At 62.5% G+C, this 14,933-nt stretch carries 12 protein-coding genes; 8 read left to right on the top strand and 4 right to left on the bottom strand.

The genetic code is table 11. The annotated features are described in order from the left end of the window. Positions 1 to 88: 88 nt before the first annotated feature. From AAFG07_RS14745 to AAFG07_RS14730, 4 genes are all read right to left on the bottom strand, one after another. A complete protein-coding gene (locus AAFG07_RS14745) occupies positions 89 to 304 on the bottom strand; it encodes a hypothetical protein (protein ID WP_342727909.1) in 216 nt (71 codons plus the stop codon). Positions 305 to 805: 501 nt separating this feature from the next. Then, positions 806 to 1,585, bottom strand: a complete 780-nt coding sequence (locus AAFG07_RS14740; RefSeq protein ID WP_342727908.1) for an enoyl-CoA hydratase/isomerase family protein — start codon at positions 1,583 to 1,585, stop codon at positions 806 to 808. Positions 1,586 to 1,664: 79 nt separating this feature from the next. Continuing rightward, positions 1,665 to 3,764, bottom strand: coding sequence for a molybdopterin oxidoreductase family protein (locus AAFG07_RS14735; protein WP_342727907.1), 2,100 nt, complete (start codon positions 3,762 to 3,764; stop codon positions 1,665 to 1,667). A 123-nt stretch (positions 3,765 to 3,887) separates the two neighbouring features. Continuing rightward, complete coding sequence (locus AAFG07_RS14730; RefSeq protein ID WP_342727906.1) at positions 3,888 to 4,958, bottom strand: extracellular solute-binding protein; 1,071 nt, start codon at positions 4,956 to 4,958, stop codon at positions 3,888 to 3,890. Between the two features lie 151 nt (positions 4,959 to 5,109). Here AAFG07_RS14730 and AAFG07_RS14725 point away from each other — a divergent pair, with 151 nt between their 5' ends. The 8 genes from AAFG07_RS14725 to AAFG07_RS14690 all read left to right on the top strand — a co-directional run bounded on the left by AAFG07_RS14725 (position 5,110) and on the right by AAFG07_RS14690 (position 14,881). Beyond that, positions 5,110 to 6,084: a tripartite tricarboxylate transporter substrate binding protein gene (locus tag AAFG07_RS14725; protein WP_342727905.1), complete on the top strand. Its 975-nt coding sequence runs from the start codon at positions 5,110 to 5,112 to the stop codon at positions 6,082 to 6,084. Next, positions 6,081 to 6,839 (top strand): substrate-binding domain-containing protein, encoded by a 759-nt coding sequence (locus AAFG07_RS14720; RefSeq protein ID WP_342727904.1) that lies wholly within the window; start codon positions 6,081 to 6,083, stop codon positions 6,837 to 6,839. The genes AAFG07_RS14725 and AAFG07_RS14720 overlap by 4 nt, the downstream gene beginning before the upstream one ends. A gap of 972 nt (positions 6,840 to 7,811) precedes the next feature. Further along, on the top strand, positions 7,812 to 8,843 hold the full coding sequence (locus AAFG07_RS14715; RefSeq protein ID WP_342727903.1) for a hypothetical protein: 1,032 nt from the start codon (positions 7,812 to 7,814) through the stop codon (positions 8,841 to 8,843). Further along, positions 8,843 to 10,681: a hypothetical protein gene (locus tag AAFG07_RS14710; RefSeq protein WP_342727902.1), complete on the top strand. Its 1,839-nt coding sequence runs from the start codon at positions 8,843 to 8,845 to the stop codon at positions 10,679 to 10,681. The genes AAFG07_RS14715 and AAFG07_RS14710 overlap by 1 nt, the downstream gene beginning before the upstream one ends. Before the next feature lie 507 nt (positions 10,682 to 11,188). Continuing rightward, entirely contained in the window at positions 11,189 to 11,923 is a 735-nt protein-coding gene (locus AAFG07_RS14705; RefSeq protein ID WP_342727901.1) for a GntR family transcriptional regulator, read from the top strand. Positions 11,924 to 11,989: 66 nt separating this feature from the next. Then, on the top strand, positions 11,990 to 13,015 hold the full coding sequence (locus AAFG07_RS14700; protein WP_342727900.1) for a TRAP transporter substrate-binding protein: 1,026 nt from the start codon (positions 11,990 to 11,992) through the stop codon (positions 13,013 to 13,015). Positions 13,016 to 13,057: 42 nt separating this feature from the next. Beyond that, positions 13,058 to 13,570: a TRAP transporter small permease gene (locus AAFG07_RS14695; protein ID WP_342727899.1), complete on the top strand. Its 513-nt coding sequence runs from the start codon at positions 13,058 to 13,060 to the stop codon at positions 13,568 to 13,570. A 15-nt stretch (positions 13,571 to 13,585) separates the two neighbouring features. Continuing rightward, positions 13,586 to 14,881: a TRAP transporter large permease gene (locus AAFG07_RS14690; RefSeq protein WP_342727898.1), complete on the top strand. Its 1,296-nt coding sequence runs from the start codon at positions 13,586 to 13,588 to the stop codon at positions 14,879 to 14,881. Positions 14,882 to 14,933: the final 52 nt, after the last annotated feature.

Genomic DNA, 14,933 nt, shown 5'->3' with positions numbered 1-14,933 from the left:
TGCCCCCGAAAGAATCCCCTTGTTCAATCGTGGCGGGAGGTGGCAGCGATTGATAGTTTGAAGCGTCACCCCGTCGGGAGCACTTGGCCTAATTTGGATTTGAAGGCGGCTTGTTTTGAATTGAAGAACGATTGGACCTGATCAACAACACTATTGGCAGAGCAACCATCAGAGCCAGTACGGGCAGACCAATCGTCAGCACGGCGAAAATCGCCGGGTTAGTAGTACCGAACAGCCACATAGCGCCTATTGCCAGCTCAATTACGGCTAAGGCGATCAAACGGCCCTTGATTGACCTATTCATTTCGTCCCCTAAGGCGAGTCAGTTGGCGGCCTTTTGGTGTCTGGGGCGTTTGGGGGTCGTGGCGCGATCCGAACAGCCTCACCCGGATAAAACCAGCCTCGGCCCGTTATTTCCTTTATCGGGACATTGGGCAGAAGTACTCCGACGTATCGGACGGAAAGACCCGGCGGGACACGCTTTTGAACGGCCGCCTCTGCCTCGTCATGGGCTGTTATGGCGATCCAAAGCTCCGTCGCCCCGCTGGCGGTCGTAACTTCGACAACAGGACATCCTGTGATGTTTTCGGGACTCAGGTCCTTTGTCATGACTGACCAAATACCGAGGGGCGAGGTGCGTTTGCGCGATTTCGGAATAATGGAATAATGCCGGTGAGTTGCCCGACGTGTCAAGCTGCCGTGTCGGACACCGGCAGCCGCCCAGCTACTTTGCATGGGGTTGTTTTCGATATTTTGGCAGCGAGCCCTCCCCGCACTCGGGGCGAGGAGAAGCAGGGTCCGCCGTTCAGCGCCCCGTCCAGGTCGGCTTGCGCTTCTCGCCGAACGCCTTGAGGCCTTCCTTGGCGTCCTCGGTCATCGCGAGCAGCGCGATCTGGCTTTCGGTGTAGGCGATGCTTTCGTCGAACGACATCGAGGCAATCGCCCGCATCGCATATTTGCCGCGACGGATCGCCGTCGGTGACTTGTCGACGATGCGGCCGATCAGCCAATCGACCTTGGCATCGAGCTCGGCCGCCGGCACGACGTAGTTGAGAAGGCCCGCAGCCTGTGCGGTCGCGGCATCGAACGGCTCGCCGGTCAGTGCCCATTCGTTGATGAGGCGTGCGGGCGCGATCGATTGCAGCAGGCTCAGCACCTGCATCGGAAACACCCCGACCTTCACCTCCGGCAGGCCGAAGATCACGCCATCGGCGGCGACCGCCATATCGGTCATGCACAGCAGGCCCATGCCGCCCGCCATGCAGACGCCGCCGACCCGCGCGATCGCGGGCTTGGTCGCGTTCTGCGACAGCCGCAGCAAATCGGCGTAGTCGACATTCGGACGCGAGAAATCCATCGAGAATGCCGCGCCGCTGTTCTGCAGATCGGCGCCGGCGCAGAACGCCTTGTCGCCCGCGCCCGTCAGCACGATGACACGCACGTCCTTGTCGTCATGCGCCTCGCGATAACCCCTGGCGATGCCCGCGATCACACCGGCATTGAGCGCGTTGCGCTTGTCCGGGCGGTTGATGGTGATCCAGAACGCCTGCCCGCGCTTCTCGAGAAGAACGCTGTTGTCGGTCATGTTTCCTGCCTGTTTTCTTAGCTGTGCGCTGTTGCCAGCCGACATTTGCGGCAGGATCGGCGCCGACTGCAAGCAGGATTTAAGCGGCGGCGGACGCCTTCCTGATCCAGACCTTGTTGTCGTGGAACGCGGCCCCGCCAAGCGGTGCGACGGCCTCCGCGCCTGTCAGCATGTTGATGCCGCGCCCGCCGATGTGGGACTTGTTCGGGTGAATCGACTCGGCGATCAGCACGCCGCGGCGAACGCCATCGAACAGCTTTGCGGTGAGCGTGGTCTCGCCGCGCGTGTTGCCGAGCGTCACGGCCTCCCCGTCGGCAATCGACAGCGCGGCCGCATCGTCGGGGTGGATCATCACGGTCGGCGCGCCCTCGCGGGCCTGCGACGACGGTGTTTCGTTGAAGCTGGTGTTGAGGAAGCTGCGCGAGGGTGACGTCGCGAGCCGGAACGGATGCTGCGTGTCCGCCTCCTCGATGATGGTCCAGTGGTCGGGCAGCGAGGGCATCTTGTCCCAAGCGCCCATCAGCCCGCCCGCGCCGACCGGGACCTTGCCCCAATCGACCTTGAAGTGGAACTTCTTGTCGGCATGGGCGAAGCCGTCGAGATAATGCGAGGTGCGGAAATCCGGCTGGAGGTCACGCCAAATATCGGCCTCCAGCTTTTCGATATCGCCGTGCCCGCTCTTCTTCAGCGTCGCATCGATCAGCTGGCGCGGCGTCATGTCGAAACCGGGATGCACGGCATTGAGCCTGCGGCCGAGCCCCTGCAGCACCTCGTGGTTGGAGCGGCATTCGCCGGGCGGATCGATCAGCTTCGGGCCGACCGAGATATGCTGATGACCGCCACCGTAATAGAGGTCGTCGTGCTCCATGAACATCGTTGCCGGCAGCACGATATCGGCCATCTGCGCCGTCTCGGTCATGAACTGCTCATGCACCGCGACGAACAGATCCTCGCGGGCAAAGCCCTGGCGCACCAGCGCCTGCTCGGGCGCCACCGTCATCGGATTGGTGTTCTGGATCAGCATCGCCTTGACCGGCCCGCCACCCTTCAGCGCCTCGGCATCGCCGGTCAGGATGCGGCCGATCTTCGACTGGTCGAGCACCCGCGTCGAGGGATCGATCGCGTCGTGGCCCTCGATGATGGACTCGTCGAAACGCCAGATGCCGGCATTGTTGAAGAACGCGCCGCCGCCCTCGTACTGCCAGGCGCCGGTCACCGCGGGAATGCACAGCGCGGCGTGCATCTGCGCGGCGCCGTTGCGGCTGCGGGTGAAGCCGTAACCAAGGCGGAAGAACGCGCGCTTGGTGGTCCCGACCAGCCGTGCGAACGCCTCGATCTCCTCGACCGGCACGCCCGAGATCGCTGAGCCCCATTCCGGCGTGCGGGTCTTCAGATGCGCTTCCAGCTCGCCCGGGCAATCGGTATAGCGCGCGAGATAATCGCGATCGGCAAATCCTTCGCGGAACAGCACGTGCATCACGGCGCAGGCGAAGGCGCCATCGGTGCCAGGCCGCAGCAGGATCTTGATGTCGGCCTGCTTCATGGTCTCGTTATTGTAAACGTCGATCGCTGCGATCTTCGCGCCGCGCTCCTTCCGCGCGCGCGATGCATGCGTCATCACGTTGACCTGGGTGTTCACCGGATTGGTGCCCCAGATCACGACGAGATCAGAGACGCCCATCTCGCGCGGATCGACGCCGGCGATCTTGCCGGTCCCAGCGGCGAAGCCGATGCGCGCGATGGTCGAGCAGATCGTGCCGTAGAAGCGCGAGTACTTCTTCACATGCGACAACCGGTTGAGGCCGTCGCGCATCACGAGCCCCATGGTGCCGGCGTAGTAATAAGGCCAGACCGACTCGGCGCCGAATTCCCGCTCGGCAGCGTCGAATCGCGCCGCGATCTCGTCCAGCGCCTCGTCCCAGGAAATCCGTGCGAACTGGCCGGAGCCCTTCGGGCCGGTCCGGCGCAGCGGATGCATCAGCCGCTCGGCATGGTGAATGCGCTCGGCGTAACGCGCGACCTTGGCGCAGACCACGCCGGCCGTATAGGTCTGCCGTTTCGAGCCACGCACCCTGCCGATCGAGCGGCCCTCGATCACCTCGACGTCGAGCGCACATGCCGAGGGGCAGTCGTGCGGACAGGTGGAATGGCGGATATCGATCTTGGCATGCTGGTTCATGCCAAATTGGTAACATCAAATATCCGCTCCGCCGAGGGGCATTATTGACCCAGTCCGGGCGAAAACCGCGTATATGCCATGCGGCAAACGCCCAATTGCCCGGCTACTAGCCCACTCCGTCCGTCAAACGCGGAAGATGCGGGTGTAGTGCGCCTTGATCGCTTCCCCTTCCCGCTCCACCGCGGCGGGGTCGTCCTTCATCGTCTTGATGTCCTTCAACGGCGTGCGCCCGGCCTTCTCCTGGGCCTGCGCATGGACAGATCTGAGGCCGCCGATCTCGACGTTGAGCTGCTGCCCCTCGCGCCCGAGCGCGAACGACTGAAACAGCCTTGCCGCATTCGGATGCGGACAGTCCTTGAATATCCCGTTGGGGCCGACAATGATCGGCGACCCTTCGGTGGCGTAGACCGGCTCGACCGGGCGGCCCATCTCCTTCAGCTGAAAGATGTTGTACTCGTTGCCGTCGGCCATCACCGCGCGCTCGCCGAGATCGAGCTTCTTCGGTGGATCGGTCGAGGACTGCACCTGTATGATGTTCTGCTTGGCGAGCTGCTCAAAGAAGCTCCAGCCGAGGTCGCGCTGCATCTGATAGGTCGCGGTCATGATGGTGCCGCTATAGCCGGGGTGCCCCTTGACGATCTTGCCCTTCCATTTCGGATCGAGCAGATCGGCGAAGCTCTTCGGCGCATCCTCGGCCTTCACGAGATTGGTGTTGTAGGCAATGATCGAAAGCCAGACCCGGAAGCTTGCGAATTGCCCGTCCGCGTCGCGATGCTCCTCCGGATAGTATTTCGCGACCTCCTCCGGGACGTAGGGCGCCAGGATGCCGTCGCGCTTCCACACGATGAAATGCGCGGCGTCGGAGGAATTGACGACGTCGACCGCGTGAATGTTGCTGGCGTATTCCTGGCCCACCCGCTGGAACACACGCTCCGCGCCGGTGCGTTCGACGCGCACGGTGATTCCCGCATACTTCGCCTCGAACGCCTTTGCCAATTTCTCGGCGACCGGCAAATCGGTCGAGGTGTAGTAGACGACCTGCCCCTCCTTCTTCGCGGCCTCGATCAGCGCTGGCGTAACCGGTTCCGCAGCTGGCGCGGCGGCCATCACGCGCGTTGAAAAGGCAGTCCCTGCCAGCACGGCACCGGTGCCCTTCAGCCAATCGCGGCGCGATAGCCCAGGATGTTTCCTCATTTGATTCCCCGCACGCGATGGCGAAGTTTGAGTACACCGTCCTCCCGCCCTTATTCCGACGCGCGAAGACGATGTCTGTCGTCGACAGATGCTCCAGGTTGCAGCTAGACTTCTGGTCAAGAAAGAAGACTAAAGTTGGGGGAGACGATCAATGGCGGACTTTCGGTACGCCTTGATGTGTGTCGCGGCATTGCTGACCGTGTCGGCGTCAGGCTCGCATGCGGACGCCGAGGATTACCCTGCGCGGCCGGTCAGGATCATCGTTCCGTTTGGTCCCGGCGGTCCGGCCGACGTCGTTGCGCGCCAGATCGGCAGCATCCTGCAGCAAGACCTCGGCCAACCCTTCGTGGTGGAGAACCGCACCGGCGCCGGCGGCGTGATCGGCACGCTCGAGGTCGCGAAGGCGTCGGCCGTTGGCTATACCCTTCTGATGATGTCGAACACCCAGACCGCCAATGAATCGCTGGTGCCCCAGCGCAAATATGAGCTGATGCGCGACCTGACGCCGATCGCAACCCTCAACACTTCGGATCTGGTGATCGTGGTCCACCCCGCCGTGCCGGCGAAGACGCTGCAGGAGTTCATCGCGCTTGCAAAGGCAGAGCCCGGAAAGCTGAACTACGCCTCGTCGGGTCAGGGGACGCCGTATCACATGGCGGGCGAGTTGTTCAAAGCCATGGCCGGGATCAACATCGTGCATGTGCCCTACCGCAACAGTGGTGAGGCCCGCAGCGGCGTCATCGGCGGCCAGGTCCAGATGATGATCGACGCCGTTCCGGCGATGGCACCGAATGTTGCCGAAAGCCAGGTCCGCGCGCTCGCAACAACCGGCAAGTCCCGTTCCGCGGTGCTATCAAACGTTCCGACCGTGACCGAGGCGGGCGTTTCCGGTTATGAAGCGACGATCTGGCTCGGCCTGATGGCACCAGCGGGTACGCCGAAGCCGATCATCGAGAAGCTCAACACGGCCGTGAATGCCGCGGTCAGGCGGCCGGAGGTCGAGAAGTTTTGGGCCGAGCAAGGCGCGGTGCCAATGACAATGACGCCGGAAGCCTTCGACAAATTTCTGCGCGCCGATATCGTGAAGTGGGCAGACGTCGTCAAAAGACTGGACAAGACCCAATGAGCACGCAGCGGCAAGAGGGTAGCGATGGAACAGCGCGCACGACAACGTTGAACATCCTGAGCGGCGGCGCGGCGCAGAGCCTGGTGCACAGCCTCACCCCAGCGTTCGAAGCCGAAACCGGCCTCCGCATCGCCGGCGATTTTGGTGCGGTCGGCGCCATGGCCGACAGACAGCGCGCCGGCACCCCGACCGATGTCGTGATCCTGACCGCTGCCCTCATTGCGAATCTGGCCGACGAAGGGCTGGTTTTGCAATCGTCGATCGCCGACATCGGCCGGGTCGAGACCGCTCTTGCGGTTCGGACCGGCGATACGCCTGTCGCCGCCGAGGATGCGGCCAGCCTGCTCGCGTCCGACGCCATCTTCGTGCCCGATACCAAGGCATCGACGGCCGGAATTCACGTTGCCAAAGTCCTTGCGCAACTCGACATCGCAAACGTGGTCGCCGACCGGCTAAGAGTCTATCCGAACGGCGCGACGGCCATGCGGCATCTGGCCGAGTCCCGTGACCGGCGGCCGATCGGCTGCACGCAATCGACCGAGATCATCAGCACTGAGGGTGTCGTGCTGTCGGGCATCCTGCCGCCGGGATGCGGGCTCGCGACCATGTATACGGCCGCGGTTGCCACGCGGGCAGCGTCGGCATCGCAGGCGCTACGTCTGATCACGTTGCTGACGTCGCCCGAGACATCACGGCTGCGCAGCCAGGCCGGCTTTGTCTCCGGACCGACGTCGTCGACACAACCCACAGCGTGATCGGATGCGATAGCCTGCCGCCGCAGGAGCGCACCGCCGAAATATCGAAAACAACCCCATGCAAAGGAGCCGGCAGCTGCCGGCGGACACGGCCACTTGACTCGTCGGGCAACTCAGCTGTACTTTTCCATTATCCAGAAATCGCACCGACGCCGCTCAGCTTGCTCCGTGTCATCACCCGCGCATGCGGGTGATCCAGTATTCCAGAGGCCGCAGTGGTTGAGCCGAGAGGCTGCGGCGTACTGGATCCGTATGCGGGGCTTGTCACCGGAGAGAGATGTGAGTCCGCGGCTCCTCCGACGCGTCGTCCCTGCGAAAGCAGGGACCCATACGCCGCGGCGGCGGACCTTGTTCAAGGGGCTCGTTGTTCCAGCATCGCCAACAATTGGCATTTATGGTTATGGGTCCCTGCTTTCGCAGGGACGACGATGAGGATGGTTCGCGATCCAAGGCGTCACACCGCGCAGTGTCATCACCCGCGCATGCGGGTGATCCAGTATTCCAGAGGCCGCAGTGCTTGAGCCGAGAGGCTGCGGCGTACTGGATCGCCCGGTCCATGTGCGCAATTGCGCACAGGCCGGGCGATGACAGCGGTGGACGAGGATATAGCCTCACATCCTCTCCGGATCACGCGGTGATTGCTCGGCCTGCTCAGCGTCATCACTCTATTGCATTCTCGCGACATGATCTGCCCGAGCTTTGCATCTCGTCCCGCCGTCTCGAAGCGGAGGGCGCAGGGCATGCCGGGTACACGCTGCACCCGCGGTCTCGCGTGCAAGCGTAGAAAGATAACCGCACACGAGCATACAGGTTCAGTGGCGGTACTTCGACATTCCCGCGCGATGGTTTGCGGCTTATCGTCTCAAACGGCGAGGTGGATGTGATGGGCGTGGCCGAAGCCCCAACGCAAGCGGCCAAGGATCACGCAAGCGGGCAAGGATCGCACCAGCGGCCACGAATCGCGGCTCGCGGATGCAGCGCAGCCACGCCAAAGGCCGCAATCAGAAGCCGATTAGTTTCTACGATACCGGGCTCTATCTGACGTCAATGAAGGCCTGGTCGCATAAGGAGAAGGTTAAGAAAATGAATGCCAGGAATTTCCTAAAGTGGACAGCTTCGACATGCTTGATCATCGCGGTGGTCACAACCGGGACCAAGGAGAGCTATGGTCAGGCCGTGACTATCGCGAATGGCGCCGACGTTGCCGAGGGTTCGACTACCGACACTCCAGCCACTGTACCAACCAGCGCCGCCACCGCGACCACGATCTCCCTGCTCAAGGCGCTGAACAACAGTTTCGTCAATGGCACTCAACAAATACAGGGCAACATCGCTAGCGGTACGGCCGACTCCGGCAACCCGGTCAAGATCGGCGGTGTGTTCAACTCCACGATGCCGACCCTCATCACAGGTCAACGTGGCGACCTTCAGTTGAGCAACTTCGGCGGCATTATCGCCGCCACGTCTGCAACCGCCGCCGATGCTTCCACCAACATAGGCGGAAACCTGAACATCGGAACCGCTGCGAGCAGCAACACATCCGGCGCACTATTCAACAAGCCTTATTTGTTCAACGGTGCGACTTGGGATCGCGCCCGCACCATTCAGGGCGCCGTGGCCGCGGGCACCGGCACCGCTGCTGTCGCTATTGCGCCAACATCGGCTGCGGCTGGCGGGATAACTCCTGTCGTCACCAGCGCGGCGGCGAACAATCTGGTGATCAAGGCTTCCGCCGGAAACCTGTATTCGGTCTACGCCGTAAACGCGACGGCTACAGCCGGGTTTCTCGTGGTGCTCAACGCAACGTCGGCGCCGGCTGACGGCGCTATCACGCCGCTGGACTGCGCCACTCTTCCAGCGAACGGCAACGCCAGCATCAGCTATAATTCAGGGCCACCAGCGGTCTATTCGACCGGGATGGTTGCCGTGGTCACCTCCGGAGCGAATTGCTTTACCAAGACCACCGGCACACTAACCGCCTTTATCAAGGGGGCAGCTCAGTAATGTTCAGGATCACTTTATCGCTCGGATTCGCAGCGCTGGTCACGCTGGTTTCGTTTTGCTGCAACGCTCAACAGATCAATGTGAGCGGTCCCAACACGACATCCTTCATCACGTCCAGCATCACCAACCCACTCCCCTCGGACATTCCAAGCGGTTACTGCAAGGATTGGAACAACACCACCACGACCAATTTCATGAACCGATGGTGCAACGTCAACGGCGTCATGACTCCGTCAAATGCGTTCATCAACGGGTCGCTGACCGGGACGTCGTTCTCCGACGACACACCTCCAGCCATCTTCCAACGGCTCACCGACCGAGTTCTAGTGGGTGGTGCCGTGCTTCAGGACGGCAAGCGGGTTCCCACCACAAGCACTTGGGTGGCGCATCAGGCCAACGGTAAAATGACCTATTTCGACAGCCGCTCGCAATTTGAGTCCATCAGCACGGTCGGTGGTTCCGGAGTCGCAGCCGCATCACGTACCAGCGACATGAATCCGGCCGATACCGGATCCATCGGTTTCCTCGGGTTCGCGTTGAATGACTATCTCGATGCGGTGCAGACGAACCGGCGATCATCGTGGGGGCACTACACCCAGGTGGTGCGCGCGGCGGACACCACGACGACCGGCACAGGCGGCACCGGCGGTGTGTCCTCGACCGCGTTCACGTTCTCGCCGATCCCCAGCACCGCACCCACGGTCGGCGGCGGCATTTCCGGCACAGGCATCGTCGGGCCTTCCTCCAGCACAGTGGCCACGTGGATTGTGGCCTACAATTCCGGAACGGGCGTGGCGACTCTTTCGCAAGCCGCTACCGTCACCAACGGCACCACGGTGACCTATGCCGCATCGGGCGGCGCTATTGCTGGCGGCATCCAAGGCATGGAGATGGACGTTGCCAACCAAGGTGCCGTCGTCAACGTCGATCCCTATGGCGGAGGCACCTCACAGACCGGCATGACACTCGACTTGTTGCTGGGCTCTGGAGGTGAGACCGGGTTCGCTAACCTGCCCGTCAATCCGGCAAGTGCTGCGCTGATGATCGCGAACAACCACGGCCAGTTCATGAAAGGCATCGTGGTCGGCTCCAATGCGCTCTATGGCACAGATGGCACCACCGGCACTGCGCCTGCGATCGTGATGGCGAAAGGGCATGAGTTGCAATGGCGCTTCAGCGGCGGCGACGTGACGCCCGCGCTGTCGGCTGTCATCCGCTCCGACAACAACGCGTTGGCGACCCAAACCAAGCTGATTTTCCGAACCAACGGCGCAGCGTTTACCGACCAGTTCGAGAACCAGATCGGCCGGTTTCAGCCACCCGCTACGACGCAGGGGCAGACCACCAACTATCTGGACTTCATGGCCGCCATTGCGGGCAGCGGTTCGCCCAACCCGGTGGTCGCGGCGACCGGCACCGATGCGACAGTCGGAATGGACTTTCAGACCACGAGCCGGGGCAACTATAACTTCTATGATCTGTCGCACACGCGGCTACTCGCGCGCATCGCTGATGCCGGCGCATCGGGCTCGAACGGCAACTCGATCATCATCAACGGCAACGATTCCGGAGTGTCTCCCTCGGTGGCCGCTGGCGGTGTCGACGCCAATATCGATCTCGGGTTCACGCCGAAGGGCACCGGGGCGATCGTCATGAATGCACAGATGAAACTGAAGTCCTTCACCGTAGCGACGTTGCCGACGTGCAATTCAGCAATGCAGGACGCGATGGCGGCCGTGACGGACGCGACCGCGCCAACGTACAATGGTGCCTTGGTCGGAGGCGGCGCTGTTCGCGTTCCAGTCTATTGCAACGGTTCTGCTTGGACTTCGCATTGAAACAGGAGTGGTTGGCATTCCAGGACGTCTGTGATTGAGCCGAGAGGCCGCGGCGTACTGGATCGCCGGTCAAGCCGGGCGATGACGGCGGTGGACGGGATATCGCCTCACATCCTCTCGGGATGACGGCGTGATTGCTCAGCTTGCTCAGTGTCATCACCCGCGCAGGCGGGTGATCCAGTATTCCAGAGACCGCAGTGATTGAGCCGAGAGGCCGCGGCGTACTGGATCGCCCGGTCGAGCCGGGCGATGACGGCGGTGGACGGGATATCGCCTCACATCCTCTCGGGATGACGGCGTGATTGCTCAGCTTGCTCAGTGTCATCACCAGCGCAGGCGGGTGATCCAGTATTCCAGAGACCGCTGTGCTTGAGCCGAAGGGCTGCGGCGTACTGGATCGCCGGTCAAGCCGGGCGATGACGGCGGTGGACACAGGCGGGGAGAGGTGCACTCGTTTGCCTTCCACGATGATTTCATATACTAATATATCAATTTTGGGGACCACGGATGCCCGCCCGCTCACCGAAAAAGTCGGAGCTCCGCAACCCCGCCGGCCAAAGGCGGGGCAACCGCCCCCGCACCGAGACCGCCGCCGCGCGGATCCACGCAGACCTGCGCGCCGAATTGGTGTCGCTGCATCGCAAGCCCGGTGATCCGATCCTCGAAGCGGAGATCGCGATGTCCTACGGCGTGAGCCGGACGCCCGTGCGCGAAGCCATCCTCCGCCTCTCGGATGAGGGCCTGGTCGAAATCTTCCCGCAATCCGGCATCTTCGTGTCGCGCATCCCGCTCGCAGCGCTCCCCGAGGCGATCATCATCCGCAAGTCGCTGGAGGAAACCACGACCCGCATGGCCGCTGAACGCGCGAGCAAGAGCCAGATCCTTGGCTTGCATTCCATCCTCGCACGCCAGCGCGAGGCTGATGCGGCCGGAGATCGCGAGGCCTTCCATCAGGCCGACGAGGCGTTTCATGCAGGGATCGCCGACATCGCAGGATACCCAGGCATCTGGAGGCTGATCCTGCAGGTCAAGGTTCACGTCGATCGCTTCCGGCGTCTCACCTTGCCGCAGCGCGGGCGAATGGCCGAGGTGATCGCCGAGCACGAGGCCGTGATGACCGCGATCGAGGCGCGTGATCCATCATCCGCCGGAAGCGCGATGGCCCGGCATCTGGAACGGCTGCTGGCCGACATCGCCACCACCAAGCACAACAATCCGGAGTTCTTCGACCAGCCGAACTAGTCGAGCGAAAATCCGGGCAAGAGTCCGGGCAAGAATCCCGGCAAGACGCTTCAGGAAGGAAACGACATGGATCATGCACGCCGATCACAGCGCCGCGCTGCGGGCCTTAGCCGTCGCGATCTCATCCGGATCGGCGCCGGCCTTGGTGCGGTCGTTGTGACATCGCCAGCGCTCGCCCAGGCAAAGGCTGTCTTCAAGGCGTCGGACGTGCAGCCGCCGGGCTACCCGACCGTGGTCGCGACGGAAAACCTCGGCAAGAAGCTGGCGGCTGCAACCAACGGCCGCCTGTCGCTGCAGATGTTCCCCTCGATGCAGCTCGGCGGCGAGAAGGAAACCATCGAGCAGACCCAGATCGGCGCGATCCAGATGCTGCGCGTCAGCGCCGGCTCGATCGGCCCGATCGTCGATGACATCAACGTCGTCAACATGCCCTTCCTGTTCAAGAACATGGCGCATGCCGAGCGGATGATGGACGGCCCGATCGGCCAGGAGCTGCTGGACAAGATTACGGCAAGCCCAAACGCCGGACTGGTCGCACTGTGCTGGATGAATTCCGGAGCGCGCAGCCTCTACAACACCAAGCACGCGATCAGGACGATCGCCGACATCAAGGGCCTCAAGTTCCGCGTCATCGGCAATCCGATCTTCATCGACATGATGAACGCGCTGGGCGGCAACGGTGTCGCGATGGGCTACGATCAGGTGTTCAGCGCGCTACAGACCGGCGTCATCGACGGCGCCGAGAACAATCCCCCGAGCTACGTCTTCAGCAATCACTACACCGCAGCGAAACACTTTTCGCTCACCGAGCACCTGATCGTTCCCGAGCTGCTGGTGTTCTCGAAACGCGCCTGGTCCGCGCTGGCAGCCGATGACCAGACGCTGATCAAGAAGCTCGCCCGCGAGGCGCAGATGGAAGAGCGCGGGCTCTGGAATACCTACGAGCAGCAGGCGATGGAAAAGGCGAAGGCTGCCGGGTGCGAGATCATCGAGATTGCCGACAAGGCGCCGTTCCAGAACGCGGTCAAGCCGGTATGGGACAAATACGGCCCGAAATACCAGGACATGATCGGGCGCATCCAGTCTGCCTGACGTCACACCACACGGGAAATCGTCCTCTTGCAGGAAACGGACATGGCCGGATCATATCGCCGCGCGATGGACTATTTGTATCTCGCCTGCGTCATCACGGGCTCTGTCGCGCTGATCCTGATTTCGGCCGTCATCCCCTGGGCAGTGTTGACGCGCTATGTCCTGAACAGCGCCGCGTCATGGCCCGAACCTCTCGCGGTGCTGCTCACCATCGTCGTGACGTTCATTGGTGCGGCCGCCGGATATCGGCTCAATCTGCATATGAACGTCGGATATTTTGCCAACAAGCTGCCTGATCCGCTTCGCAACCTGACCGACCTTGTGGTCCAGCTGCTGATGGGCCTGATCGCATTGTTCATGGTCATCTGGGGCGCTCGGCTCGTCGAGGTGACCTGGTACAACACGATCGCCGACTTCCCGTCGCTTTCGGTCGGCGTCACCTATCTTCCGATTCCGATCGGCGGCGCCTGCCTGCTCCTGTTCATCATCGAGCGGATTTTCCTGGGTGCGCCGCCCGATCCGATCGCACCGCACCGCGACCTTTCCGCCGACTGATCGCGAGAGGCCATCATGGATATCCTCATTCTGCTCGCGACCATGCTGCTCTGTTTCCTGATCGGCATGCCGATCGCGTACTCGCTGGCGATGGCGGCGATTGTCGGCGCCTTGTGGATCGGCATCCCCCTGGAAGCGGTGATGCTGAAGATCTCCGACGGCGTCAGCAAGGTCGCGATGTTGACGATCCCGTTCTTCGTGCTGGCCGGCGCGATCATGGCGGAGGGCGGCATGGCCCGCCGCCTCGTTGCGTTCGCCGACGTGCTGGTTGGACTGACCCGGCTGCGCGGCGGCCTTTCGATCGTCAACGTGCTTGCGACCACATTCCTGAGCGGCATTTCCGGATCGGCGGTCGCCGATACATCCGCCATCGGCTCGGTGATGATCCCGCAGATGGAAAAGAACGGCTATCCGCGCGTGTTCGCGACCAACCTCACGATCACCTCGTCGGTGCAGGCCCTTCTCGTGCCGCCGAGCCACAATGCGGTGCTCTACTCGCTGGCGACGGGCGGAACGATTTCGATCAGCGCCCTCTTCATGGCCGGCGTGTTCCCCGGGCTGCTGCTCGGCTTCTCGCTGATCATCCTGTGCCTGGCGGTTGCCTATCGCGAGAAGCACCCGCACGGCCAGACCGTGCCGGCCAAGGACGCGATCCGGATCGCCATCGATGCCTCCTGGGGTCTCATCACCCTCGTCATCATCCTTGGCGGCATTCTCGGCGGCATCTTCACCGCAATCGAAGCCGGCGCCGTCGCCTGCATCTGGGCTTTCTTCGTCACGATGTTCATTTATCGCGACTATCGCTGGCGCGATCTACCGGTGCTGCTCCATCGCACCCTGCGCACCGTCGCGATGGTGATGACGCTGATCGCGTGCGCCTCCAGCGTCGGCTACATCATGGCCCTGACGCAGATGCCGGCCAAGATGACCGCCTTCTTCCTGTCGATCTCCGACAACAAATACGTCATCCTGCTGCTGATCAATGTGCTGCTGCTGGTGTTTGGCACGCTGGTCGACATGGCGCCATCGATCCTGATCGCAACGCCGATCCTGTTGCCGGTCATGAAGAACTTCGGCGTCGATCCGGTCCATTTCGGCATGATCATGCTGCTCAATCTCGGCATCGGCCTGTGCCACCCGCCGGTCGGCGCAATCCTCTTTGTCGGCTGCGCGGTCGGCAAGGTCACGATCGAGCAGGTCATGCGCAAGATCTGGCCGTTCTACGCGGTGATGTTCTTTGTCCTGATGTGCGTGACCTATCTGCCGGAAATCTCGCTATGGCTGCCGCGGCAACTCCAGGTGCTGCACTGAAGCAAGCGGCGTCACCGGAACCCATCGACATCATCGCCAAGGCCGGGATCAA

Origin of the sequence: Bradyrhizobium sp. B097, from assembly GCF_038957035.1 — a bacterium.
In the GTDB taxonomy this organism is placed as follows: Bacteria; Pseudomonadota; Alphaproteobacteria; order Rhizobiales; family Xanthobacteraceae; genus Bradyrhizobium.
Note: the sequence above shows the minus strand (reverse complement) of the source record. Positions and strands in the feature narration are given on the sequence as shown.

Bases quoted from the DNA above. Each gene is read 5' to 3' on its own strand.
- AAFG07_RS14715 (WP_342727903.1), top strand. From the start codon at position 7,812: ATGCAGCGCAGCCACGCCAAAGGCCGCAATCAGAAGCCGATTAGTTTC.
- AAFG07_RS14720 (WP_342727904.1), top strand. From the start codon at position 6,081: ATGAGCACGCAGCGGCAAGAGGGTAGCGATGGAACAGCGCGCACGACA.
- AAFG07_RS14735 (WP_342727907.1), bottom strand. From the start codon at position 3,764: ATGAACCAGCATGCCAAGATCGATATCCGCCATTCCACCTGTCCGCAC.
- AAFG07_RS14705 (WP_342727901.1), top strand. From the start codon at position 11,189: ATGCCCGCCCGCTCACCGAAAAAGTCGGAGCTCCGCAACCCCGCCGGC.
- AAFG07_RS14745 (WP_342727909.1), bottom strand. From the start codon at position 304: ATGAATAGGTCAATCAAGGGCCGTTTGATCGCCTTAGCCGTAATTGAG.
- AAFG07_RS14710 (WP_342727902.1), top strand. From the start codon at position 8,843: ATGTTCAGGATCACTTTATCGCTCGGATTCGCAGCGCTGGTCACGCTG.
- AAFG07_RS14695 (WP_342727899.1), top strand. From the start codon at position 13,058: ATGGCCGGATCATATCGCCGCGCGATGGACTATTTGTATCTCGCCTGC.
- AAFG07_RS14700 (WP_342727900.1), top strand. From the start codon at position 11,990: ATGGATCATGCACGCCGATCACAGCGCCGCGCTGCGGGCCTTAGCCGT.
- AAFG07_RS14730 (WP_342727906.1), bottom strand. From the start codon at position 4,958: ATGAGGAAACATCCTGGGCTATCGCGCCGCGATTGGCTGAAGGGCACC.
- AAFG07_RS14740 (WP_342727908.1), bottom strand. From the start codon at position 1,585: ATGACCGACAACAGCGTTCTTCTCGAGAAGCGCGGGCAGGCGTTCTGG.
- AAFG07_RS14690 (WP_342727898.1), top strand. From the start codon at position 13,586: ATGGATATCCTCATTCTGCTCGCGACCATGCTGCTCTGTTTCCTGATC.
- AAFG07_RS14725 (WP_342727905.1), top strand. From the start codon at position 5,110: ATGGCGGACTTTCGGTACGCCTTGATGTGTGTCGCGGCATTGCTGACC.